Genomic DNA, 22,156 nt, shown 5'->3' with positions numbered 1-22,156 from the left:
TCACTCCGACAGGGCCGGCTTGATCGCCTTGCACACGCCCGCCAGCACGGAGTCGACGTCCGCCCCGGACTTCCACAGCGGATCGAGCGCGTTCTGGACGAGGTTGGCGATCTTGGCGCTGTTCTTGTGGGCGGGCAGCACCGCGCCGTTCTTGATGCCGTCGATGACCACGTCCTGCAACTGCTGCGTGGAGAACAGCGGGTTGGCCTTGGCCAGGGTGGCGGTGGTGAGCTGGCTGGTGCGGGCCGGCGGGAAGGAGCCGGCGAGCTTGGCGGAGTTGGCCGGGTCGGAGAAGTACGCGAGGAAGTCGGCCGCCTGCTGCTTGTGCGCGCCCTTGGCCAGCACGCCGACGCCCGCCTGCCCGATCACCTGGGAGGCGCCGGCCGGGCCGGACGGCAGCGGCACGATGCCCCAGTCGAACGGGTGGTCCGCCAGCAGCGTGGCCCGGCTGATCTGGGTGACGGTGAGGCCGGACTCGCCCGCGAAGAAGTCGGCGGTCTCTCCGGGGCCGGGCAGCGCCTTGTCGGTGAAGATCGCGTCGTGCAGGAAGGTCATCGCCTGCCGCATCTGCGGCGAGTCGAACCCGCAGGTCTTCCCGTCCGCCGACCACGCGTCGGCGCCCCAGCCGCGCCAGATGCCGGCCAGCTCGATCCAGGTCTTGTAGTCCCAGTCGCGCATCACCAGGCCCTGCTTGCCGGTGTGCGCGGCCACCTGCGCCGCGATCTTCTCCGCGTTCTGCCACGTCCACTGGTGGGCGGCCGCCAACTGGTCCGGGGTGCGGGTCACGCCTGCCTTCTTGAGCAGGTCCTTGTTGTAGAACATCCCGAACGGCGAGGTGGAGAAGGGGTAGGCGTACAACTCCCCGTCCTGCTGCCAGAGCTTGGTGGCCGCGGGTGCCAGGTCGCCGTACTGGTACCCGGCGGTCTTCTTCAGCGTCGGGGTGAGGTCGGTGAGCGCGCCGGACGACACGAAGTCGGGGGCGTCGCGCTCCAGGACCCAGGCCAGGTCCGGTGGGTTGCTGCCGGCGACCTGCGTGGTCAGGGCGGTGGTGTAGTTGTCGATCGGGATGTAGTCGAAGGTGATGGACCTGATGTCCGGGTGGGTCTTGCGGTACGCCGCCGCGATGCTGTCGAACAGGGCGGTCTGGGTCTTGTCGTTGGTCCACACGGTCATCCGCAGCGACACGTTCGAGTCGCCCGAGCCGGACCCGTTCGAGCAGCCCGTGAGGCCCGCGGTCAGCAGGCAGGCGGCGGACAGGGCGAGGGAGGTGAGCCGGAGGCGTCTGGTTCTCATCGTTGCTCCAGAGGTTCGGTTCTAGTAGCCGCGGATCTCGGGCCAGGCCAGCGGCACACCGCGGCCGGCCAGCAGGGACCGGTAGTCGTCGAGGTGGCCGGGCGTGGCGTGCACGCCGTGCGGGGTGCGGCCGGTGGCGACGCAGTGCGCGGCGAGCGCGCCCGCGGCCTCGCCGATGTTCCACTCCACCGGGTGCAGGCGGTAGGCGCCGTTGGTGATGTGCGTGGTGCCGATGTTCTTCGCCGCCGGCAGCAGGTTGGTCAGCCGCCGCGGCAGCAGCGCGCCGAGCGGGATCTGGAACGGCGCCGACGCCACGTCGAGGTACGTGTCGCCGCCGGTCGAGGGGTGCAGGTCGATCCGGTACATGCCGATGCCGACCGAGTCGGCGTAGCGGGTCGCGCCGTGCTCGCCGCGGATCGCCAGCGACACGTCGTCCTCGCGGATCGTGGTGACCGCCCGGATACGGCGGGACTCGCGGGTGTAGACGTCCTGGGCCAGGCCGTCGTCGGTGCCGAGCAGGTCGCCGCGCAGCCGCAGGGAGGGGAAGCCGGTGCCGCCGTCCGGGCGGGGTGCCTCGGTCTGCATCCAGTACAGGGCCGACAGCGCCAGTTCGCGGGCGCCGGCGCGGTGCCTGGCCGCCTCCTCGGCCGGGACCTCGAAGAGCGGCCCGTCCATGTAGTCGATCATCGGCCAGTTCACCAGGGTGATGTCGCTGGCGTAGGCGCCGGGTGCGAAGAGCCCGCGGGCCGCGATCCGGCGGAACCGCCACAGGTCGTCCGTCCCGGCGTCCTTGCTCTGGTCCGCCTCGACGGCCAGCGGGTCGTCGTCCGGGTTGGGGTCGAGCCAGCCGGCCGACGGTTCGAGGGTGCGCGGGTTGGGCCAGGAGAACGCGAGCAGCGGTCCCGGCCAGATGTCCGGGCGGACCGAGCGCCAGTGGTCGTACGTCGCCGGGCGGTCGATGGTGTGGTCGCCGTCCACGTGGTCGACGGCGAAGCACCAGGACGCGGCCTGCATCGTCAGCGGCTCCGCGGTGTCCTTCGCGCTCGGCTCGCCGGTCTCCGCCCGGGACTCGGCGCCGGTGACGTACTCCGCGCCGGTCAGCGGCAGCAGTTCGCCGGTCTCGGTCGCGTCGATCACGTACCGCGCCTGCACCGTGACCGGGCCGTCGGCGCCCTCGCCGTCCGGCACCAGTGTCACCGCGGTCACCGCGTCGCCGTCGACCGCGGCCGACTCCGCGCGGTAGGGGCGCAGCACCGTCAGCCGCCCCGAACTGCGGGCCGGGGCGAGCATCGCCTCCAGCACCGCCACCGCCACCCGCGGTTCGTGGCACAGCCGGCTCACCAGCCCGGCCCCCGGGTTGAGTTGGCGGGTGCGCAGCGCCTGCGCGGTCAGCGGGTAGTGGCGCCGGTAGTACGCGCGTATGCCCTCCCGCATCGACCGGTAGGACGCGGTGACGCCGAGCATCTCCACCCACGGGTGCTCGTCCGGCGGGGTGGCCTGCGCGGTCAACTGCCCGCCCAGCCAGCGTTTTCCCTCGGTGAGCACCACCCGTGCGCCGTGCTCGGTGGCGGCCAGCGCGGCGGCCACCCCGCCGAGTCCGCCGCCCACCACGAGCACGTCCGTGCGTACTTCCTTCACCTGCGGGTCCTCCTCGCTAATTCGTATTAGCGCACGCTAGGGAAGGAACCCGCGGAAGTCAACGAGATGAACGCAAGCGGGAAAACGACGGCACCCGGCGCCCAGGGGGCCTCAGGGCGCGGGCGTCGCGGTCATGGCAGTGCCAGCTGCGATGGACGAGTTGAGGACCGGGCTGCCCCGAACCTGGGCCATGGTCCACTCGGTGAACCTGCGGTGGGCTGTCGCCCCGGAGGGCCCGAACGATGCCGGAGGCGCCTGTTGTCACGTGCAGTCCCACGTCGCCGCGAACACGAGCTCGGCCGGCACTTCACTCTGGCCGAGCCGCCACGCTGAGGCCGCGATGGCGCCTCCGGCGCCATGCGCAAGAACGGCACCCACGCCTCATCCGGTACCAGCCGCCCAACGATCCCAACTACGGCTGACCGGCCACCGAATTATATGAGGTGACTTCTTATCAGGTCCGTCCGCGTTCGATCGTGCGAGGCCGCGGCCAACGGTCGTCCGGTCCCACGCAGCCGGAAATCAGGTCCAGCCGGCCAGGTCCCCGACGAAGTCGGCGTATGAGCGGTTGATGCCGCGGGGGAAGGGAATCAGACGGTGTTCCAGTGCCTTGCGAGCGACGGCGGGGCCGTCGCTCTCGCGGAAGACTGGTGTGCCGAGTCCCCGCTTGAGCTCCTCCTTGGCGTCCTTGATACGGCCGGTGTCCTTGTCGCGCAGGTGGGCGGGGACTTCCCAGCGCGGACGGACGTGAGGGAAAGCGTCCGGGAAGAGCAGCAGCCAGCCCTCGCTCTCCCAGGCGGCGAGCGCAAACGCGGTCAGGAACCCACGGCACTGGCGTGCGAACTCGCCGGTGAGCGCCGCGCGGATTCGGTCGTACTGGGCGTCGGTGTAGCCGTCCAAGTCCTCGTGGACCACGAAGCCGAGCAACTCGGCGTGCTGCTGACGAGCCTTGGCCCGCGCCTTGCCTACCAACGCTTCTACGGCAGCGGCGAGCTTCGGGCCGGACTTCCGGCGCAGCCGTACCGGGTCGTTGATGCGAACCAGCTTGGCCGCCGCGCCGAGGTCCGGCTGGTGGGCGCGTATAAGGGCGGCCAGGATCTCGCAGTCGTTCTGGTCCTCACCGGCGAGCACGATGACGCCCCGTTCCTGCGTCCGAGCGCCGCCTCGCCCGCCCCCTTGCCGCCCATTCGGAGTCACAGTTCACCGCCGGTCAGGTCGCCGCCCAGCACCCCGGAGAACCACAGCTCCCCGAGCGGCTGTTCACCGGATTCCTCGACGATGTCCCTCACCTCGTCAATGGTGAGGGCCGGGATGATGGACGCGCCCTCATCGTCGCGGTCGCATACGACGAACTCCTCCGGATACAGCCGGTTGACGAGCGCAGGCGAGTGGGTGGCTACGATGAATTGCGTCCGCTCGGCTGCCTCGCGCAGCCGCTGTACCACGAGTTCCAGAGCCTGGGGATGCAACCCGTGGTCGATTTCCTCGATGCAGGTAAACGCAGGGGGGTTGGGGTCGTACAGCAAAGCGAGTAGCCCCAGGAGGCGGACCGTTCCGTAAGAGGCGTCGGCGAGTGGGGTCAAGCGGCGCAGGCCGCGCTCGCGCAATACGACGGTGAGTTGGTCGGTCGATCCGCCGGCCTCCTCGAATTCGATGTTCTCAAGCTGCGGGAGGACCGTACGGGCGTCAGCCACGAGGTCATCCCAGATCTCCTCACGACCGCTGAGGTGGATCAGGAATGCGGCCAGGTTCTCGGCGTGCGGGGAGAGCGTGGCGAAGTCCGTACCACGCAGGCGGGTCGGCTGCCGGGCCGCCGCCACGTCGACGTCGAAGACCCGGAACGATGACAGGCGGTCGGCCACTCGCGTCACCTCGTCGCCGCCGTCGGCGGGACCCAGCCGGGGCAGTGTGGACAGACCGCTGCTGAGCCTCCGGATGCCGAAGCTTCCACTGTCCTTGCTCTCGCCAGCACGCACGTCGAGGATGCGTGCCTCCTCGCCCTTGATGGTGATGCGCCGACCGCGTCCCTGCCTTCGCTTGAACGCGAAGCTCTCCTCACGGGACAGGGCGTAATAGGACGACCGTTCATCGGTCGTCCTCGGCCGCAGGGAACGGCGTCGGATTGTCAGTCCGTATTCGTCCGGCGCGTTGAGGGTGGAATTGGTCGTCCAGGTTGCCTTGAGGTGGATACGCAGGGTGGTCGGTGGCCTGTTTCCTCCCCAGAAGGCCACTTCGTCGAATCCGCCGCGCGAGTCCAGCGCAGGCTGGAGGTCGGTTCGGATGATGTCGGCGAGGAAGTCGAACACCTTCAGCACATTGGACTTGCCCGCGCCGTTTGGGCCCACCAGCACGGTGAGCGGACCGAGCGGCACGGTCACATCCCGCAGGCTGCGGAAGTTCTCGACGTGTAGTTCTAGCAGACGGCCGGGCATGGGCAACCTATCGAGTCGATGCACGTTTCGACAGAAACGTCGGTGCGGGCGGCGACGACGCGATGGGCCTGCTCCTGCGCGAGCAGTGCTCGCGGACCTCCCGGTGAGCGGGCATCGCGCCTTCTCCTTCGTGTCGTGCGTCCGGGGACGGACGATGATCGACTATCCGTCGACAATCGTGGCTCAGCGTATCCGCCATGAGTGACATCGGCTCATCGGTCCGCCATGGTCGCCTCCATCGCGTGCTGGCCCGTCTTGGGAGACACCCAAAGGTCCTTGCCCGAGCCGCTACAGCGTCAGCATCTCGTTGACCTCGCTGTCGCTGGGGTGGCCCCGTGGGTCCAGGCAGTGCAGACGAACAGTCCGGACGACGGCGTCGCTCCGGCGGTACCACTCTCGATGCTCCGCGAGGGCTTTCACGAGAGTTGACATCGCCGACGCAGCCGCGTTGGGGACATCCCCGAGATCGTCCGGCTCGTCCTCCACTCGTCTCCCACCTCTGCCGGGTCGAAGTCGTTGACGTGCGCGAGTCTCGCGCCGCTCTGATCGTGAAGGCCGCGCGAATGAGCTTTCACAGAGCGGCGCCCCCCGGGGGGCGCCTCAGCGGTGCGGGGCCGTGGTGACCGTGGTGCCGTTGACCAGGTCGCAGGGGAGGAGGACCTGGGTCTCGCGGCCCGGCGCGGTGTCGCCGAGGAGCATGTCGACCAGGATGCGCACGGCGCGGGCGCCCATGGCCCGGCGCGGGATGCGGAAGGTGGTCCAGTCGACGTGCGGGACAGCGCGCAGCGGCCACCCGGAGGTCTGGGTGGGGTCGGCGTCGCCGAGCACGCCGATCGAGAGGTCCTCCGGCACGCGCAGCCCGGAGCTGTTGGCCAGCGCGCGCAGCGCCGCGGCCATCTCCGCGGCCTCCACCAGCGCGGCGGTGACCCCGTCGGCGCGCAGCCGTTCGTACACCGCGGACGGGTCGTCGTCGCTGAGCGCGAGCGGCGCCTTGCGGTGCTTCCGGCAGGCGCGCAGGTAGCCGGTGCGGCGGTCCGCGGTCGACTCGCTCTCCTCGCGGTAGCCGACGAGCGCGATCCGGCGGTGCCCGAGGGACCACAGCCGCTCGTACAGCTCCGCGGTCGCCGCTGCGTAGTCCCCGCCGACGTAGCTGACCGGCCCGGCGGACGACTCGCGGCGGCCGATGAAGACGAACGGGAAGCGCTCGTCCACGAGGCGGTCCAGCTCGTCCCGGTCGGTGTGGCGGCCGAGCAGGATGCAGCCGTCCGCGATGCCCAGCCGGTTGGACCCCTCCTCGTACACCTTGCGGCGGCCCTGGCGGCGGCCCGGGCTGGTGAAGAGCAGCAGGTCGAAGCCCTGCGCCTCGGACTCCTCCTCGATGCCGCCGAGGAAGGGCCCGTAGAAGTCGGCGCTGCCGGAGGGGAAGACCGCCTCGTAGGTGAACACCCCGATGATCCGGTTGGACTTGCCGCGCAGCCGCCGCCCCATGATGTCCACGGTGTACCCGGTCCGGCGCAGCGCCTCCTCGACGCGCTTGCGGGTCTCGGGCGCGACGCGTACCCCGTCGGAGTCGTTGAGCACCAGGGAGACCATCGCCTGGGAGACGCCCGCGAGGCGGGCCACCTCGGCCTGGGTCACCCGTCTGCGGCGCTGTGTCACGTCCCGCATCGTAACGCCCCCCTTCCGCTCCGCCGGCCCGGCCGGCACCCGGCGCGATCCGGCCGCTGACCGCCGGACTCTCCGCCGGACCCCATGCTAATACGTATTATCCCTTGACTTCCACCGGCGCCCGGCGCCACCATCCCTCACGCCCCCGGCACCGGCCCGCTGCTCCGGTCCGCTTCCGGCTGCCGTCTCCCCCTACCGTGAGGGTCCTGCCATGTCCGCTGCGCACCACTCCCGCGGCGTCACCCGCCGCTCCGCCCTGCTGGCCGGCGCCGCGCTGGCCCCCGCGTGGTTCCTCGGCTCGGCGCTCGGCGCACCGTCCCGTGCCGCCGCGGCCACCACCGCCGACTTCGCGCAGGTCCGCAGCCAGTGGCGGGACACCCTGATCGGCAGCTACAGCGCCACCGACCCGGTGATCGCCGCCTATGTGCAGGACGCGGCCGACACCGCGAACGGCCTGTGGGCCGGCCTGGACACCTCCGCCTCCCGCACCTACCTGTGGGCGGACCTGGACAGCTCCTCGGTCTCGGCGGTGCAGCGCGACGTGATCGGCCGGCTGCGCCAACTCGCCCTCGCCTACGCCTCCCCCGGCTCGTCGCTGTCCGGCGACACGCGCCTGCTGGCCGACATCCGCTCGGCCCTGGACTGGTTCCTCGCCCACAAGTACGGCGTCGGCGCGCAGTACGACAACTGGTGGGACTTCCAGATCGGCATCCCGCTGGCGCTCAACGACACCTGCGTCGCGCTGTACGACCAGCTCTCCGCCAGCCAGATCAGCACCGCGATGGCCGCGATCGCCCGCTACCTGCCGGACCCGAGCCGGGTCGGCGGCGCCGCCGCCACCGGCGCCAACCTCAACTGGACCTGCGCGATCTCCACCGTGCGCGGCGCGCTGAGCCAGGACGCGGCCGTCATCGACGAGGCCATGGCGGCGATCGCGGGCCTCTTCCCGTACAGCACCAGCGGCGACGGCTTCTACCCCGACGGGGGTTTCGTCCAGCACAAGGTGTACGCGTACAACGGCTCCTACGGAGTCTCGCTGCTCCAGTACCTGACCTACCTGCTGGTCGCCCTCCAGGGCACCGGGTGGGCGGCGACGGCGGACCAGGTGCAGCGCGTCTTCACCTGGACGCAGGCCAACTACGTGCCCTGGATCTACCGCGGGGCGTTCATGGACATGGTGCGCGGCCGGGCGCTGTCCCGCTTCTACGAGACCGACCACCGCATCGGCCGGCTGACGAGCGCCACCCTGCTCCAGCTCGCCCGGGTCTTCCCCGCGAGCCAGGCGCTGACGCTGCGCTCGCAGGTCAAGGGGTGGATCACCGCGGACACCTACCAGGACTTCTTCAGCTACGACCCGGTGCCGCTGGAGCAGGTGCGCACCTCGTCGATCGCGCTGGGCCGGGCCGTCGCCGCCGACCAGGCGATCCCGGTCGGGGCCGAGTCCACCACCTCCGTCGTGGCGACCTCGATGGCGCGGATCGTCCACCGCAGGCCCGCGTTCGCCTTCGCGATCGCCATGGACACCACCCGGATCAAGCCGTACGAGAGCGCCAACGCGGAGAACCTCGAGGGCTGGTACACCGGCGAGGGCGCCGCCTACCTCTACCTGGCCACCCAGCCCGGCCACTGGACGAACGCCTACTGGCCGACCGCGGACAAGTACCGGGTGCCCGGCGTCACCCTCGACACCAAGACGCTCGCGCTCGGCGCCAACCGCGGCTCGACCAACACCTGGGCGGGCGGCGCGCTGCTCGACGGCAACGTGGCCGCGGGCATGGGGCTGTCGTTCGCGGTGCAGACGCTCACCGGCCGCAAGTCGTGGTTCTGCGTCGACGACATCGTGGTGTGCCTGGGCGCCGGGATCAGCAGCACCGACGGCCACACCGTCGAGTCGGTCATCGAGAACCGCAACACCGGCCCGAACGGCCGGGCGAACGTCCACGTCGACGGCTCGGTGGTGCTCGCCACCCCGAGCAGCACCCCGACCGTCGTCCAGCCGCGGTGGATCTACGTCGACAACCTCGGCGGGTACGTCTTCCCCGCCGGCGGCCACGTCACGATGGTGCGCGAGGACCGCACCGGCAAGTGGACCGACATGGACCACCGCGGGGTCTACGACGACACGACCGCCTACACGCGCCGCTTCGTCACCCTGTGGGTCGACCACGGTGTCAGCCCGTCCGGGGGCAGCTACCGCTACATCCAGCTGCCCGCGGCGACCTCGGCGCAGACCGAGGCGTTCGCCGCGTCGAACGACGTCACCATCGCCAACACCCCGCAGGTGCAGGCGATGCGGCGGGCCGGCGCCGGCATCGCGATGGCCAACGTCTGGCAGGCGGGCGCGCCCAAGGCCGGGGGCATCCAGGTCGACCGGACCGCGTCGGTCATCACGCAGCGGAAGGACGGCACGCTCGGCGTCGCGGTCTGCGACCCGACGCAGCAGCTCACCGGCGCCGTGACCGTCACCGTGGACGGCGCCGTGTCGGGGGTGCTCTCCGCGGACCCCGGGGTCACGGTCCTCGCGACCACGCCGAACCTGCGGCTCGCGGTCGATGTCGGGGGTGCGGCGGGGAAGAGCTTCGTCGCCCGCTTCAGCGTGTAGCCGCCGGGTCGGCTGGGTCCGCCCGGTCGGCTCGGTCCGCCCGGCCCGTCCGGTTCATCTGGTCCACCCGGTTCACCTGGTCCACCGAAGAGAGGAGATCCCATGCGCATCAGAGCAGTGGCGGCGGTCGTCGGGTTACTCGCGGCGAGTTGCGCGGTGGCGGCCGTCCCCGCGCACGCGGCGTCGGGTGCCGTCTACGAGGCGGAGGACGCGACGATCTACCACGGCACCGTGGACACCGACCACCTCGGCTACACCGGGACGGGGTTCGTCAATACCGCCAACGAGGCCGGCGCCTACGTCGAGTTCAGCGTCGACGCGCCCGCCGCGGGCGACGCCACCCTGGCGCTGCGGTACGCCAACGGGACGGCGTCGGGCCGCCAGGCGGACGTCAGCGTCAACAGCACGGTGGTGTCCGCCCCGGCGTTCGACCCGACCACGGACTGGAACACCTGGGCCGTCTCCCGCATCCCGGTGACCCTGCGGGCGGGCACCAACCTGGTCCGGGTCACGGGCACCACCGCCGGCGGCCTGCCCGACCTCGACTCGCTCACCGTCGCCGACACCGCGGGCACCCAGTGGGCGGACGCCGTGGCGGACTCGACGATGCACCGCTACACCCCGGCGACGGTCGGCGGCTGGAGCTACCCGGTCGCCCTCTACATGATGGGGCAGTACCAACTCGCCCAGCACACCACCGATCCCGCCCGCCGGGCCGCCCTGATCGCGTACGTCAAGGCGTGGGCGGACCGCTTCGTCGACTCCTCCGGGCACATCTCCAACAGCTTCACCAGCCTGGACAGCATGATGCCGGGCCAGGTCATGATCGCCCTGTACCGGGAGACCGGCGAGACCCGGTACGGCCTGGCCGCCAAGCAGATCCACGACCGGCTGCTGCCCGCGGGCGGCTATCCGACCACCAGCGACGGCGGGTTCTGGCACGCCACCAGCGCCGACCGCGCCGACCAGCTCTGGGCCGACGGCACCTTCATGGCCGACCCGTTCATGGCGCAGTACGGCGCGTATGTCGGTGACAGCACCCAGTCGTTCGACATCGCGACCAAGCAGCTCGTGGTCTACGCGAGCCACCTCCAGCAGGCGAACGGCCTGATGAAGCACGCCTACGACGCGTCCAAGGCGGCGTCCTGGGCGGACCCGGCCACCGGGCTCGCACCGGAGTACTGGTGCCGGGCCGTCGGCTGGTACGGCATCGCCGCCACCGAGGTGCTCGACCTGATCCCCGCCGACCAGCCGCGCCGGGCCCAACTGGTCACCATCGTCCAGAACCTGGTGCGCGGCATGGCCGCCTACCAGGACCCGGCCAGCGGCCGGTGGTTCCAGGTAGTGGACAAGGGCGGCAGCGCGGGCAACTGGACCGAGACGTCCTGCTCGGCGATGTTCACGCAGACCATCGACACCGCGATCAAGCGCGGCTACGTCTCCGCCGCCGCCTACCAGCCGGTCGTCGACGCCGGGAAGCGCGGCGAACTGGCGCGGATCTCCCTGCACGACGACGGCCTGACGTACCTGACCGACATCTCCGTCGGCACGAACGTCGGCGACTACGCGTACTACGTCGGGCGGACCCAGGCCACCAACGACTTCCACGGGCTGGGGGCGTTCCTCTACTTCTACGACGAGGCGTACCACTGAGACGTGCCATCGAGGCGTACCAGTGAGCGTACGGCCGAGGCGTACCCCTGAGGCGTGGCCGGGCGGTGTCCGGCCACGCGGCGGTCAGATGATCAGGCCGGCGTGCAGGTCGGCGGCCAGCCCGGCCGTGTCCGTGAGGCCGAAGGCCACGCGCTGGAGCAGGAAGCCGTGCAGCAGTCCCATCACCACACGGGCGCCGCGGTCCGGGTCGAGGGTGGCGGGCACCGTGCCCGCGGCGCGGCCGCGGTCCAGCGCCCGCGCGATGCCGGCCCGGACCCGTTCGAAGCCGTCGGCGGCCGGGCCGCGCACGTCGTCGCTGCGCAGCGCCTCCGACCAGGTCTGCACGGCGCAGCGCAGCAGTTCGCCGACGTCGACCGGCTGCCCGGCGGCGTCCTGGACCGTGTCGGCGCTGACCGTCTCCAGCGCGGCGGCGACCAGTTCGCCGAGGGTGGGGGCGTCGGCGCCCTCGGCCAGCCGCTCGACCGGTTCGAAGATCAGCCGGAACGCGTCGCCCGCGATGGCGAGGATGATCTCCTCCTTGCTCGCGAAGTACCGGTAGGGCGCGCCCGCCGAGACACCCGCCGCCGCGGCGATGTCCGGCATCGAGGTCTGGTGGAAGCCCTCGCGGGAGAAGCAGCGGCGGGCCGCCGCGACGATCTCGGCGCGCTTGGCCGCGCGGTGCTCGGCGGTGAGGCGCGGCATGGCGACCCCTCTCACTCTCAACTCTCAACTCTCAACGTAAATGGTCATTCACCTTGACGCCCGGGCTGTGCCGGGACCACCATTAAAGCGAACGTTCATTCACGGAAGGGTCCGGCATCCATAGACCCCCGTATCGACTTCCTCATGACCCCCTGACCAGCTCCCGAGAGGGGAGGCCCCCTGATGGCCGCGAAGCTGAACATCGGCCTCTACCCGTACGAGCACACCGCCGCCCTGCTCGACGGCCGCGTCACGATCGACGGGGTGGACGCGACCTTCGAGACCGCACCCCTGGTGTCGGACGTCTTCCGCCGCGCCCTCGAGGGGCGCTACGACGTGGCCGAACTCGGCCTCACCTACTACCTGCGCACCCTCGACCTCGACGACCCGCCCTTCCTGGCGCTGCCGGTCCTGCCCAACCGCAACTTCCGCCACTCCGCGGTCTTCGTGCACCCCGGCAGCGGCATCGAGCGGCCGCAGGACCTGGCCGGCCGCACCGTCGGCGAGTTCGCGCTCTACGGCCACGACCCGGGCGTGTGGATGAAGGGCATCCTCGCCGACGAGTACGGCGTGACCCCCGACCTGTGCCGCTGGGTCGTCGGCGGCACCAACCACCCCGTACCGTCGTTCGACTGGGTTCCGCAGCCGGTCCCGGAAGGCGTCGACGTGTGCCACGCCGAGGACGGCCGGACCCTGGGCGCCATGCTCGCGACCGGCGAGATCGACGCCCTGATCTCCGTCGACGTGCCGCAGGCGCTGCTCGACGGCTCGCCGGACGTCGCCCGCCTCTTCCCCGACCACGAGACCGTGGAGCGCGCCTACTACCGCCGCACCGGGATCTTCCCGCCGATGCACGTCCTCGCGATCCGCCGCGACCTCGCCGCCCGGCCGGGCCTGGCCCGAGCGGTGTACGACGCCTTCGCCCAGGCCAAGGAACTCACCGCCCGCGCCTACCGCGAGGGCGCCGCCAAGCAGCACATGGGCGTCATCACCCCGTGGTTCAGCTCGCTGTTCGAGGCGAACCGCCGCCTGCTCGGCGAGGACTGGTGGCCCTACGGCATCACCGCCAACCGCACCGCCCTGGACACCTTCCTGCGCTACCACCACGAACAGGGCCTCTCGCGGCGCCGGCTGACCTGCGAGGACGTCTTCGTACCGGACCTGCTCGACACCTGAGCCTCCTCCGCGGCCTCGGGCCTCTTGCGCGGCCGAGCCTGAGCCTCCTACGCGGCCGGGCCCGGGTCCTCGGTCAGCGCGGCGGCGGTCAGGGTGAGGTGGCGGACCAGGACCGCGGCCGCGGTGTCGGCGTCGCGGGCCAGCACCGCCTCTTCCAGCCTCCGGTGCTCCTCGATGCCGTCCCGGCCCGGGTTGCGGTGCGCCGACCAGCGGCGGGCCAGCTCGCTCGCGGTCCACAACCGGTCGAAGGTCTCCAGCAGCGCGCGGTTGCCGCACCCTTCCAGCAGTGTGCGGTGGAAGGCCCGGTGCGCCTCGGCCCAGGCGGCGGTGTAGTACTCGCCCTCCTCCGGCGCGTACGGCGCAGTACGCGCCAGGCGGTGGTGGGCGGCCCGCACCCGGGCCTCCCAGTCCACGTCGCCGCGCTCGACGGACATGCGCAGCACGGCCGGCTCGATGGTCCGGCGCGCCTCCACGATCTCCTGCCAGCGGCGGTCGGAGAAGGACGGGACCGCGAAACCGCGGTTGGGCAGCCGGTCGGCGAGCCCCTCGCCGACCACCCGCACCAGCGCCTCGCGCACCACGGCCAGGCTCACGCCCTGCTCCTTGGCGAGGTCCTGCGGCTTGAGGGGTGCGCCCGGGGCGTGGTCCCCGCGCATGATCGCGTCCCGCAGGTGTGCGTAGACCTGCTCGGAAAGCATCTGCTTCCCCGGCAGCGGGGTCGAGGAGCGCGCGGGCTGAGTCATGGGCCCATCCTAGACGATCGACTGAATAGTCGATTATTCGTGTTATCGTCGATTCATTGATGGGCGAGGGCGCATCCCCCGTCCGGAAAGGAACGACCGCTGTGTCTGCCCACGACCCCTTCGCCCGCCTCCCCCGGGCGGCCTCGTTCACCGTCACCAGCACCACCGTCGCCGACGGCGCCCCCTGGCCGCCCGAGCAGCACTCCGCCGGCCTGCCCGGCGGCAAGGACCGCTCCCCGCAGCTGTCCTGGAGCGGCGCCCCCGACGGCACCCGGAGCTACGCCGTCACCGTCTACGACCCCGACGCCCCCACCGGGTCCGGGTTCTGGCACTGGGCGGTCGCCGACATCCCCGCCACCGCCACCGAGCTCCCCGAGGGCGCGGGCGACGACACCGGCTCAGGACTGCCCGCAGGCGCCTGGCAGTTGCCCAACGACGCCCGCGCGGCCCGCTACATCGGCGCCGCCCCGCCGGCCGGACACGGCGTGCACCGCTACGTCGTCGTGGTGCACGCCCTCGACATCCCCGCGGTGGGCGTCCCGGCCGACGCCACCCCGGCCGTCCTCGGCTTCACCATGGCCGGCCACACCCTCGGGCGCGCCGTGCTGACCGCCACCGCCGAGACACCCGCCTGACCCCGAACCGGCCCCGTTCTGGCCCCGCCTGACCCCGACCGGTCCCGCCTAACCCCGGCAGGCCCCGACCGGCCGCGTTCCGGCCCCACCTGGAGACACCTCCGCCATGCACCTCGACGCCGTACGCCACGTCAGCAACGCCGTCACCGACGCCCACCTGTTCACCTACCTCGTCCCCGAAACCGCCGAGGAAGCGGCCGCGTTCGGCGTCACCGACCGCGGGCCGGCCTACCTGGCCTTCCGTTCGGCCGCGATGGGCGAGGTCCCGTGGCAGGTCGTGGCCGCGGCCTTCTACAACTTCAGCCCGCGGGCCGTGCGGGCCATGACGGGCGTGTGGCAGGCCGCACCGCCCGCGCGCTGGCAGGCCGCCCGCTTCCGGGCCGCCGGCCGGGCGATGCGGCGCGTCGGCGTCGACCTCACGGACGCCCAACTCGCCGAGGCGCGCTCGCTGATCGACCCGGTCGTCGCCGGCGCCGACCACGCGGGCAAGGTGCTCGCCGCCGCGAACGCCGCGGTCGCGCTTCCCCCCGACCCCCTCGTCGCGCTCTGGCAGCAGATCACGGTGGCCCGCGAGTGGCGCGGCGACGCCCATCTCGTCGTCCTCGCCGACAACGGCCTCGGGCCGTGCGACTGCCTCGTCCTGCACACCGCGACCGGCCGCCTCCCGACGGCTCTTGCGCGAGCGACCCGCCAGTGGGACGACAAGGAGTGGAGCGCGGCGACGGCCCGCCTCGTCGCACGCGGCTGGCTCGGCCCCGACGCCGAGGTCACCGACACCGGCCGCGCGGCCCGCGAGCGCGTCGAAACGGAGACGGACGAGCACTGCGCCGCCCTGTGGGCGCCCATCGGCGCCGCGGGCGCCCGCCGCTTCGCCTCGCTCATCGCGCCGATCACCGACGCGTTCACCGCGGCGGGCACGTTCCGGGGGCTTCGCGGGCAGCCCGACCCCGTCGACGGCGGCTGAGGCGCCGCGCCGGCGGCGTGGACCAGGCAGGTGCGCTTCGCTGTACGGCTGGCGTTCGCCCTCGGGATCGCGGTGCGCCGGCGGTTGCCCCGGCCGGCCGGTGCTGGTCGCGGTCGAAGTCCTCGGCTCGGCGCCGGCCCGCGTCCCCGACGGGGCCGTGCCGGTCCGCCGTCAACTCGCCCGCCAGGAAGCGCCCGGCGTCCAACCTTCCGCGAACCCCCTCCCGCCTCTTGCCGATTGGCCGGACGTCGCGATCACGTCCGCGACGCCCGCGCCCGGCGGAACACCCCCGCTGTCGCGGGCAGACCTTCGAGCCGCGGGTGACGGCGAACTCCGGATGCGGGGCGCGAGTCGGTGCCCGGAGTTGATGCGCCGCGACCAGTGGCCGGAAAGGTCGTTCCCCAGTGGTGCGGGCCTGCCGATACCCTCATGGCCGTTCCGACCGATGTCGGCGATCAGTTGGTTGATCCGTTTCAGCAGCTTGCGGTCGTTCGCCGGTCCTGCTCAATGGACCTGCGCAGACGCTCGGCCATCGCGGGTGACCGCAGCAGGTAGTCGGTCTCCTTGAGAGCCTCGTACTCGGCGAGCGAGACGACGACCATCGGCTCGCGGCCTGCGCGGGTGATGACCAGTTCCTCGGCGTCGTCCTCCACCGCGTCGAGGGCGTCGGCGATGTTGGCGCGCAGTTCGGTGACGCTCATCGTTTTCATGGCGTACGTAATAGCGCACAGAGGAGCGGGGTGGTGCCGTCGGGGCGTCGTGCGAGGGCGCGCGGATCGCCGCCCCACAGTTCCTCACGGTGGGGGCCGGAGGAGCAGTCTGCGGCTGCCCCGGGGGGGCGAAGTACGGATGGGCGCCGAAGTGCTGTTCGATCAGCGCGACCGGGTCGCCCTGCTTTCACAGGTCAGAGGACATCCTTTGAGTGCCCCCAACGGGATTCGAACCCGTGCTACCGCCTTGAAAGGGCGGCGTCCTGGGCCACTAGACGATGAGGGCTGAGGGCCTGCCGACGCGGCCTCGCGGCGCACTTCGGGGACCCGGGAAGCATAGGGGATCGGCCGGGGGAACGGCAAAACGGTTTGGCGGTGCGGCGCGGCGGTCCGCCGCAGGCGGGGTACGGCGGTGCGCCGGGGCGGCGCAGGGGGTACGCGCGGGGCGGCGCAAGGGGTTCGCGGGGGGGCGGGGCGGGGAGAATGGGGGCGTGCTGGAGATGAGCCGTGAGGAGTTCGAGGAACTGGTCGGCGAGGCGCTGGACCGGGTCCCCGCCGAGCTGACCCGCCTGATGGACAACGTGGCGGTCTTCGTCGAGGACGAACCGGCGCCGGGCGACGAGGAGTTGCTGGGGCTCTACGAGGGCACCCCGCTGACCGAGCGCGGCGAGTGGTACGCGGGGGTGCTGCCGGACCGGATCATCGTCTACCGCGGCCCGACCCTGCGGATGTGCGCCACCCGGGAGGAGGCCGTGGCCGAGACGGAGACCACGGTCGTCCACGAGATCGCGCACCACTTCGGTATCGACGACGAGCGGCTGCACGCGCTGGGCTACGGCTGAGCGCTCCCGGCGGACGAGGCGGACGGGACGTACGGGGCGTACGGGCGTACGGCGCGTACCGGCGGGCGCGCGCGGGGCGTGTCCTGGCGGGCCGCGGCGGCGTTGGGCACGGCGACACCCCCCAGGCGCGCGGCCGGGCGAAGGGCTGCCCGGGGCAGCCGTACGGCCCGCGTCCCGTTCCGAACCCCCACCCGAGGTGCCGACCGTGCCGCCAGCCGCTGCCGCCCCCACGACCCCTGCCCGCGTTCCGGCCGCCGGGTACGGGCCCGCCGCCGGACCCGTACCCGTACCCGCCGCCGTGGAGGTGGAGCACGTACCGCCGGTGCGGCCCCCCTCCGTACGCGCGGGTGTCCGCGCCGCCGCGCTCGTGGCCCTCGTCGCCGCGGGTGTGGCCGCCTGCGTCAGCGCGGGCAGCGCGTCGCCGGACGGGAAGCCGTCCAGCCCGGCGGTGTCCGGTGCGGCGGCGGGCGCGGACGCCAGGAGCGGGGCGGGACCGTACGGCTCGCACCGCCCCGGGGCGTACGCCGGGCGCGCGTCGCAGGCCGGGCGCGACGGTTCGGCCGCGCCGAGCGGCAGCGCGACCCCGGCGGGCGGCGCGACGGATGTGAGCGATGACACACCGGGCGCGGGGCGGCCCGCCCCGACCGTCCAGGGCTCCCCGACCGCGGCCCCGACCGCCACGGACCCGGGCCGGCCGACCGGGACCGCCCCGCCCAGCACCTCCGCGGCCCCCACCGGCCCGGCCGACCCGACGGCCGGCGGCGGCGACTCCACCGGCACCGGCGGAGGCGGCGGCGCGGCGGGCGGGACCGGCTCCACCGCGGGCGCCGGGGGCACGGGTACGGGCGGTGCGGACGCCGGCTCCGGGACCGTCCAGCGCCGGTCCGCACGTACGCTGCGCAGGTGATTCGCGAAAGCGGCGCCGGATGCGTATGCTGGTAGATCGTTTGATCCCACCTGCCTGGCGCCTGATTGATACGCGCCCCGTGGCGCGTTCCTAATCTCCTGTGGCTGACCGCATTGAGGCGGTTGTAAGCAACCTGCGGAGCTGGCGCGTGCCGTAAGTCTCCGAGAGGGTTTGCTTCAGCATGTCCAATGACAGTGCCGACCGTTCCGCCATGCCTGAGAACGACGTCCTCGACGCCGTGACCTCGGCCGACAGCGCGGACACCACCGACACCACCGACCCCCGCCCCGATGACCTGACCGACGCGGCCGCGTCCGCCGCCGAATCCGGCGAGCCGACCGAGGCGGCTGAGCCGTCTGAGCCGTCCGAGCCGACGGTGACCTTCGCCGACCTGGGCCTGCCCGAGGCGATCGTCCGCAAGCTCACCAACAACCAGGTCGTGACCCCCTTCCCGATCCAGGCCGCCACCATCCCGGACGCGCTGGCCGGCCGGGACATCCTCGGGCGCGGCCGCACCGGCTCCGGCAAGACCCTCTCCTTCGGGCTGCCGCTGCTCACCCTGCTCTCCGGCGGCCACACCGAGCGCAAGCGCCCCCGCGGTGTGATCCTCACCCCGACCCGCGAGCTGGCGATGCAGGTCGCCGACGCCCTCCAGCCGTACGGCGACGTCCTCGGCCTGAAGATGAAGGTCGTCTGCGGCGGCACCTCCATGCAGAACCAGATCTACGCCCTGGAGCGCGGCGTGGACGTGCTGGTCGCCACCCCGGGCCGGCTGCGCGACCTGATCAACCGCGGCGCCGCCTCGCTCGACCAGGTGCAGATCGCGGTCCTGGACGAGGCCGACCAGATGGCCGACATGGGCTTCCTGCCCGAGGTCACCGAGATCCTCGACCTGGTCCCGGTCGGCGGCCAGCGGCTGCTGTTCTCCGCCACGCTGGAGAACGAGATCGACACCCTCGTGCGCCGCTACCTGGTCGACCCGGTCACCCACGAAGTGGACGCCGCCCAGGGCGCGGTGACCACCATGAGCCACCACGTGCTCGTGGTGAAGCCGAAGGACAAGGCGCCGGTCACCGCCGCCATCGCCGCCCGCAAGGGCCGCACCATCATCTTCGTCCGCACCCAGATGGGCGCCGACCGCGTCGCCGAGCAGCTGATCGAGGCCGGGGTGCGCGCCGACGCGCTGCACGGCGGCATGACGCAGGGCGCGCGCACCCGCACCCTGGAGGACTTCAAGGGCGGGCACGTCAACGTGCTGGTCGCCACCGACGTCGCCGCCCGCGGCATCCACGTCGACGGCATCGACCTGGTGCTCAACGTCGACCCGGCCGGCGACCACAAGGACTACCTGCACCGCTCGGGCCGCACCGCGCGCGCCGGCCAGTCCGGCACGGTCGTCTCGCTGGCCCTGCCGCACCAGCGCAAGCAGATCTTCCGGCTGATGGAGGACGCCGGGGTCGACGCCTCGCGCCATGTCATCGGCGGTGCGGGCGTGTTCGACGAGGACGTGGCCCGGATCACCGGCGCCCGCTCCCTCACCGACGTGCAGGCCGACGCGGTGCAGAACGCGGCCGCCCAGGCCGAGCGCGAAGTCGCCGAGCTGACCAAGCAGTTGGAGCGGGTGCAGCGGCGGGCGAACGAACTGCGCGAGGAGGCCGACCGGTTGACCGCGCGGTCCGCCCGCGAGCGCGGCGAGGACCCGGAGGAGGCGGTGGCGGCGAAGGCCGCGGAACTGGCGGCGGAGGCCGCGGCGGCCGCAGCCGCGGCTGCGGCCGTGCCCGAGCAGCGCGAGGAGCGCTCCTCGTACCAGCGGCGCGACGACCGCGGGAACTTCGAGCGGCGCGACAGCCGTCCGTCGTCGTACCGGGGCGAGCGCGGTGACCGCCGTGACGACCGCCGTGAGTCCCGTCCCTCGTACAGCCGCGACGACCGCCGTCCGTCGTACGAGCGGCGCGACGACCGGCCGTTCAACCGCAATGACCGCGACCGCCGCGACTCCCGCCCGTCCTACGGTGACCGGGACCGCCGCGACACGCGCCCCTCGTACAGCCGTGACGAGCGCCGCGACTCGCGTCCCTCCTACGGTGACCGGGACCGCCGTGACTCCCGTCCCTCGTACAGCCGCGACGACCGCCGTCCGTCGTACGAGCGGCGCGACGACCGGCCGTTCAACCGCAACGACCGCGACCGCCGCGACTCCCGTCCCTCCTACGGTGACCGGGACCGCCGCGACTCCCGCCCCTCCTACAGCCGCGACAACGCGCCGTCCTCCTCCTACGGCGACCGCAAGCCCCGCTGGAAGCGCAACGGCTGACCCCGGCTTCCGCTAGGGCGTTTCCCCCGGGCCCGGGCCCTGCGTACCACCGCAGGCGCCCGGGCCCGTCGCTGTCCGCGTCCCACCGCCGATACGTGCGCGCCCGCCGGGCCCGGCCCCGTTATGCTGTCGGTGCGGGCCGCTAGCTCAATTGGCAGAGCAGTGGACTTTTAATCCATTGGTTGTGGGTTCGAGTCCCACGCGGCCTACCGCTCAGGTCAGCGGCCACAGTGCCGCTGACCTGGGGCAAGACCTTCTTTTCGATCTTGAAAACCTTCGCGCCGGAGTACTTCCCGGTTGCCGGTGAGCCCGCAGTGAGCCCGGCGGTTCCGTCAGCCGCGTTCTTCCGCGCCCTCGGAACGAGGATGGCAGCCTTCTCCGCGATCTCTCGGTCCAGGTCAGGCAAGAGACTTGTGTACGTGTCAGAGGTCAGTGCGATGGTGGAATGGCGCAGAACCTCCTTGATCGTGTGGAGATCTCCTCCAGCCGCGTGAACCAGAGTCGCCGCGACGTGGCGCAAGTCACGAAGGTTGATCGGGGGGAGGGCGGCGCTTTCCGCGATGCCTCGGAACGCGTCGGAGACGGTCTGCGGGTGCAGCCAAGAGCCGTCTTCCTGGGTGAACACCTTGCCGGTGTCCGTCCAGGCGTCGCCCCACTCCAACCGCTCCTTGTTCTGTCGGGCGCGATGTGCTCGCAGAACGGAGACGGTCACGCTGTCCAGGTGTATGGCTGCTGCGCTGTCGTCCGTCTTCGGCTCGGACTCGTACGGTGCCCAGCCGTCCTGCACAATCTCCTTGGCCGGCGTCAGCTCTGCGGTGTCCAGGTTGACGTATGCCCAGTCCTGGCCGACCCCTTCGCCGCGGCGCAGCCCGCGGAATGCGATCAGATGGAAGAGCGCGTACAGGCGGTGCCCCTCGGCTTGGTCCAGGAACCGCCCCAACTGCGGGGGCGTCCACACCATGACTGCGGAGGGCTTTTCCCCGGTCTTCTGCCAGCGGTCTACGTGCTCATCAGTCCACAGCACCGCCTTCGGACGTTTCCCGGAGTCCAACTCGACGTACTCGGCGGCGTTGAAGGTGATGAGCTGCTGCGCGATGGCCGCATTCAGGGCTGCTCGGAGCGTGGAGCGTATGCGCTGGCGGCTCGCTGCGGCCGTGATTTTCCGGTAGGGCTTCATCTTGGCGAGCTTCGCGCGTTCGGCGGCGAGGCGGGTGCGTTCGGCGACCGGTGGCCGGCCCGGATGGGACCACCGGCAACGCGCTTCCTGTTCACGGCGGGCCGCGTTCTCCGCCGTGATCACTTCGTTGTCGTCCTTGATGCCGTCGAACGCGGCTTGGACGTGGCCGACAGTGAGGCGGTCCACGCGGATGTGCCCGAGGCGGGGTTTCAGGTGCACCTTGATGTGGGACCGGTAGCCGTTCGTCGTTGTGGTGCGCGTCTTCTTCGAGTCCACCCACGAGTCCAGGAAATCGCCCAGCGTGACGTCCGAACGCAGGTCGATCCCACCGTTCAGCTTCCGGCGGATCTCCTCGGCCGATGGTATGGGTAGTTTCTCGGCGGCTACTTGCTCCAGCAGATCAGCCACGGCCCGGCGCCGCTCGGCGTCCTCCTTCTCCGGGATCGCCAGCAGTCCGCGGACCTTGTCCAAGTCCGCCTGGGCATCGGTGGCGGACTCGTATCCGCCACGCCGGAAGATGCGCCTGGTGCCGTCCCCACGAGGCGGTAGCTCCTGGCGCAGGTTCCACACGCCGTGTCGCTTCTGCTTGAACTTCGGGCAGGACTGCCCGTACTGCTTTCCCGTCTCCGGGTTCCGGCAGGCACACCGCCGGAACGTGGAGCCCTTCATCTGTCCCCCCATTTCTTGATGGCGCCGCCAT

17 protein-coding genes, 2 tRNA genes and 1 pseudogene are annotated in these 22,156 nt (G+C 71.9%); 9 read left to right on the top strand and 11 right to left on the bottom strand.

The window, feature by feature from the left end; genetic code table 11:
- The 5 genes from AC3EVP_RS11625 to AC3EVP_RS11605 form a co-directional block, all read right to left on the bottom strand.
- Window positions 1-1,293: an ABC transporter substrate-binding protein gene (locus tag AC3EVP_RS11625; RefSeq protein WP_435128848.1), complete on the bottom strand. Its 1,293-nt coding sequence runs from the start codon at window positions 1,291-1,293 to the stop codon at window positions 1-3.
- A 21-nt stretch (window positions 1,294-1,314) separates the two neighbouring features.
- Window positions 1,315-2,931 (bottom strand): FAD-dependent oxidoreductase, encoded by a 1,617-nt coding sequence (locus AC3EVP_RS11620; protein WP_435128845.1) that lies wholly within the window; start codon window positions 2,929-2,931, stop codon window positions 1,315-1,317.
- Window positions 2,932-3,453: 522 nt separating this feature from the next.
- Entirely contained in the window at window positions 3,454-4,062 is a 609-nt protein-coding gene (locus AC3EVP_RS11615) for a hypothetical protein (RefSeq protein ID WP_435128842.1), read from the bottom strand.
- Between the two features lie 62 nt (window positions 4,063-4,124).
- Window positions 4,125-5,363, bottom strand: coding sequence for an AAA family ATPase (locus AC3EVP_RS11610; RefSeq protein WP_435128839.1), 1,239 nt, complete (start codon window positions 5,361-5,363; stop codon window positions 4,125-4,127).
- A 600-nt stretch (window positions 5,364-5,963) separates the two neighbouring features.
- Window positions 5,964-7,022: a LacI family DNA-binding transcriptional regulator gene (locus tag AC3EVP_RS11605; protein ID WP_435128836.1), complete on the bottom strand. Its 1,059-nt coding sequence runs from the start codon at window positions 7,020-7,022 to the stop codon at window positions 5,964-5,966.
- Window positions 7,023-7,242: 220 nt separating this feature from the next.
- Between AC3EVP_RS11605 and AC3EVP_RS11600 the strand changes: the two genes are divergently transcribed.
- Together AC3EVP_RS11600 and AC3EVP_RS11595 are read left to right on the top strand one after the other, a co-directional pair.
- Window positions 7,243-9,633, top strand: a complete 2,391-nt coding sequence (locus AC3EVP_RS11600) for a polysaccharide lyase 8 family protein (protein ID WP_435128833.1) — start codon at window positions 7,243-7,245, stop codon at window positions 9,631-9,633.
- Window positions 9,634-9,735: 102 nt separating this feature from the next.
- Complete coding sequence (locus AC3EVP_RS11595; RefSeq protein ID WP_435128830.1) at window positions 9,736-11,286, top strand: glycoside hydrolase family 88 protein; 1,551 nt, start codon at window positions 9,736-9,738, stop codon at window positions 11,284-11,286.
- Window positions 11,287-11,370: 84 nt separating this feature from the next.
- Here the strand turns inward: AC3EVP_RS11595 and AC3EVP_RS11590 are convergent, their stop codons facing one another.
- On the bottom strand, window positions 11,371-11,988 hold the full coding sequence (locus AC3EVP_RS11590) for a TetR/AcrR family transcriptional regulator (RefSeq protein ID WP_335970356.1): 618 nt from the start codon (window positions 11,986-11,988) through the stop codon (window positions 11,371-11,373).
- 183 nt (window positions 11,989-12,171) lie between these two features.
- Here AC3EVP_RS11590 and AC3EVP_RS11585 point away from each other — a divergent pair, with 183 nt between their 5' ends.
- Window positions 12,172-13,164, top strand: a complete 993-nt coding sequence (locus AC3EVP_RS11585) for a 4,5-dihydroxyphthalate decarboxylase (protein ID WP_435128827.1) — start codon at window positions 12,172-12,174, stop codon at window positions 13,162-13,164.
- A gap of 47 nt (window positions 13,165-13,211) precedes the next feature.
- Here AC3EVP_RS11585 and AC3EVP_RS11580 read toward each other — a convergent pair whose 3' ends face one another.
- Window positions 13,212-13,907: a GntR family transcriptional regulator gene (locus tag AC3EVP_RS11580; RefSeq protein ID WP_435128824.1), complete on the bottom strand. Its 696-nt coding sequence runs from the start codon at window positions 13,905-13,907 to the stop codon at window positions 13,212-13,214.
- A gap of 101 nt (window positions 13,908-14,008) precedes the next feature.
- Here AC3EVP_RS11580 and AC3EVP_RS11575 point away from each other — a divergent pair, with 101 nt between their 5' ends.
- Complete coding sequence (locus AC3EVP_RS11575; protein WP_435128821.1) at window positions 14,009-14,542, top strand: YbhB/YbcL family Raf kinase inhibitor-like protein; 534 nt, start codon at window positions 14,009-14,011, stop codon at window positions 14,540-14,542.
- A 106-nt stretch (window positions 14,543-14,648) separates the two neighbouring features.
- Entirely contained in the window at window positions 14,649-15,506 is an 858-nt protein-coding gene (locus AC3EVP_RS11570) for an SCO6745 family protein (RefSeq protein WP_435128818.1), read from the top strand.
- A 171-nt stretch (window positions 15,507-15,677) separates the two neighbouring features.
- On the opposite strand, the gene AC3EVP_RS11565 is transcribed toward AC3EVP_RS11570, so the two are convergent.
- The 3 genes from AC3EVP_RS11565 to AC3EVP_RS11555 form a co-directional block, all read right to left on the bottom strand.
- A complete protein-coding gene (locus AC3EVP_RS11565) occupies window positions 15,678-15,953 on the bottom strand; it encodes a type II toxin-antitoxin system YoeB family toxin (RefSeq protein WP_435128901.1) in 276 nt (91 codons plus the stop codon).
- A gap of 26 nt (window positions 15,954-15,979) precedes the next feature.
- Window positions 15,980-16,216 (bottom strand): type II toxin-antitoxin system Phd/YefM family antitoxin, encoded by a 237-nt coding sequence (locus AC3EVP_RS11560; protein ID WP_435128815.1) that lies wholly within the window; start codon window positions 16,214-16,216, stop codon window positions 15,980-15,982.
- 213 nt (window positions 16,217-16,429) lie between these two features.
- Window positions 16,430-16,502, bottom strand: a tRNA-Glu gene (locus tag AC3EVP_RS11555).
- A 205-nt stretch (window positions 16,503-16,707) separates the two neighbouring features.
- Between AC3EVP_RS11555 and AC3EVP_RS11550 the strand changes: the two genes are divergently transcribed.
- From AC3EVP_RS11550 to AC3EVP_RS11535, 4 genes are all read left to right on the top strand, one after another.
- On the top strand, window positions 16,708-17,058 hold the full coding sequence (locus AC3EVP_RS11550) for a metallopeptidase family protein (protein ID WP_335970367.1): 351 nt from the start codon (window positions 16,708-16,710) through the stop codon (window positions 17,056-17,058).
- A gap of 205 nt (window positions 17,059-17,263) precedes the next feature.
- Complete coding sequence (locus tag AC3EVP_RS11545) at window positions 17,264-17,965, top strand: hypothetical protein (protein WP_435128812.1); 702 nt, start codon at window positions 17,264-17,266, stop codon at window positions 17,963-17,965.
- Window positions 17,966-18,176: 211 nt separating this feature from the next.
- Entirely contained in the window at window positions 18,177-20,279 is a 2,103-nt protein-coding gene (locus tag AC3EVP_RS11540; RefSeq protein ID WP_435128809.1) for a DEAD/DEAH box helicase, read from the top strand.
- A gap of 136 nt (window positions 20,280-20,415) precedes the next feature.
- Window positions 20,416-20,488: transfer RNA gene (locus tag AC3EVP_RS11535), tRNA-Lys, on the top strand.
- 257 nt (window positions 20,489-20,745) lie between these two features.
- On the opposite strand, the pseudogene AC3EVP_RS11530 reads toward AC3EVP_RS11535, so the two are convergent.
- Window positions 20,746-22,125: pseudogene (locus AC3EVP_RS11530) on the bottom strand (site-specific integrase); the annotation flags it as partial.
- Window positions 22,126-22,156 lie beyond the last annotated feature (31 nt).

It is taken from the genome of Actinacidiphila sp. bgisy144 (assembly GCF_057708105.1).
Note: the sequence above shows the minus strand (reverse complement) of the source record. Positions and strands in the feature narration are given on the sequence as shown.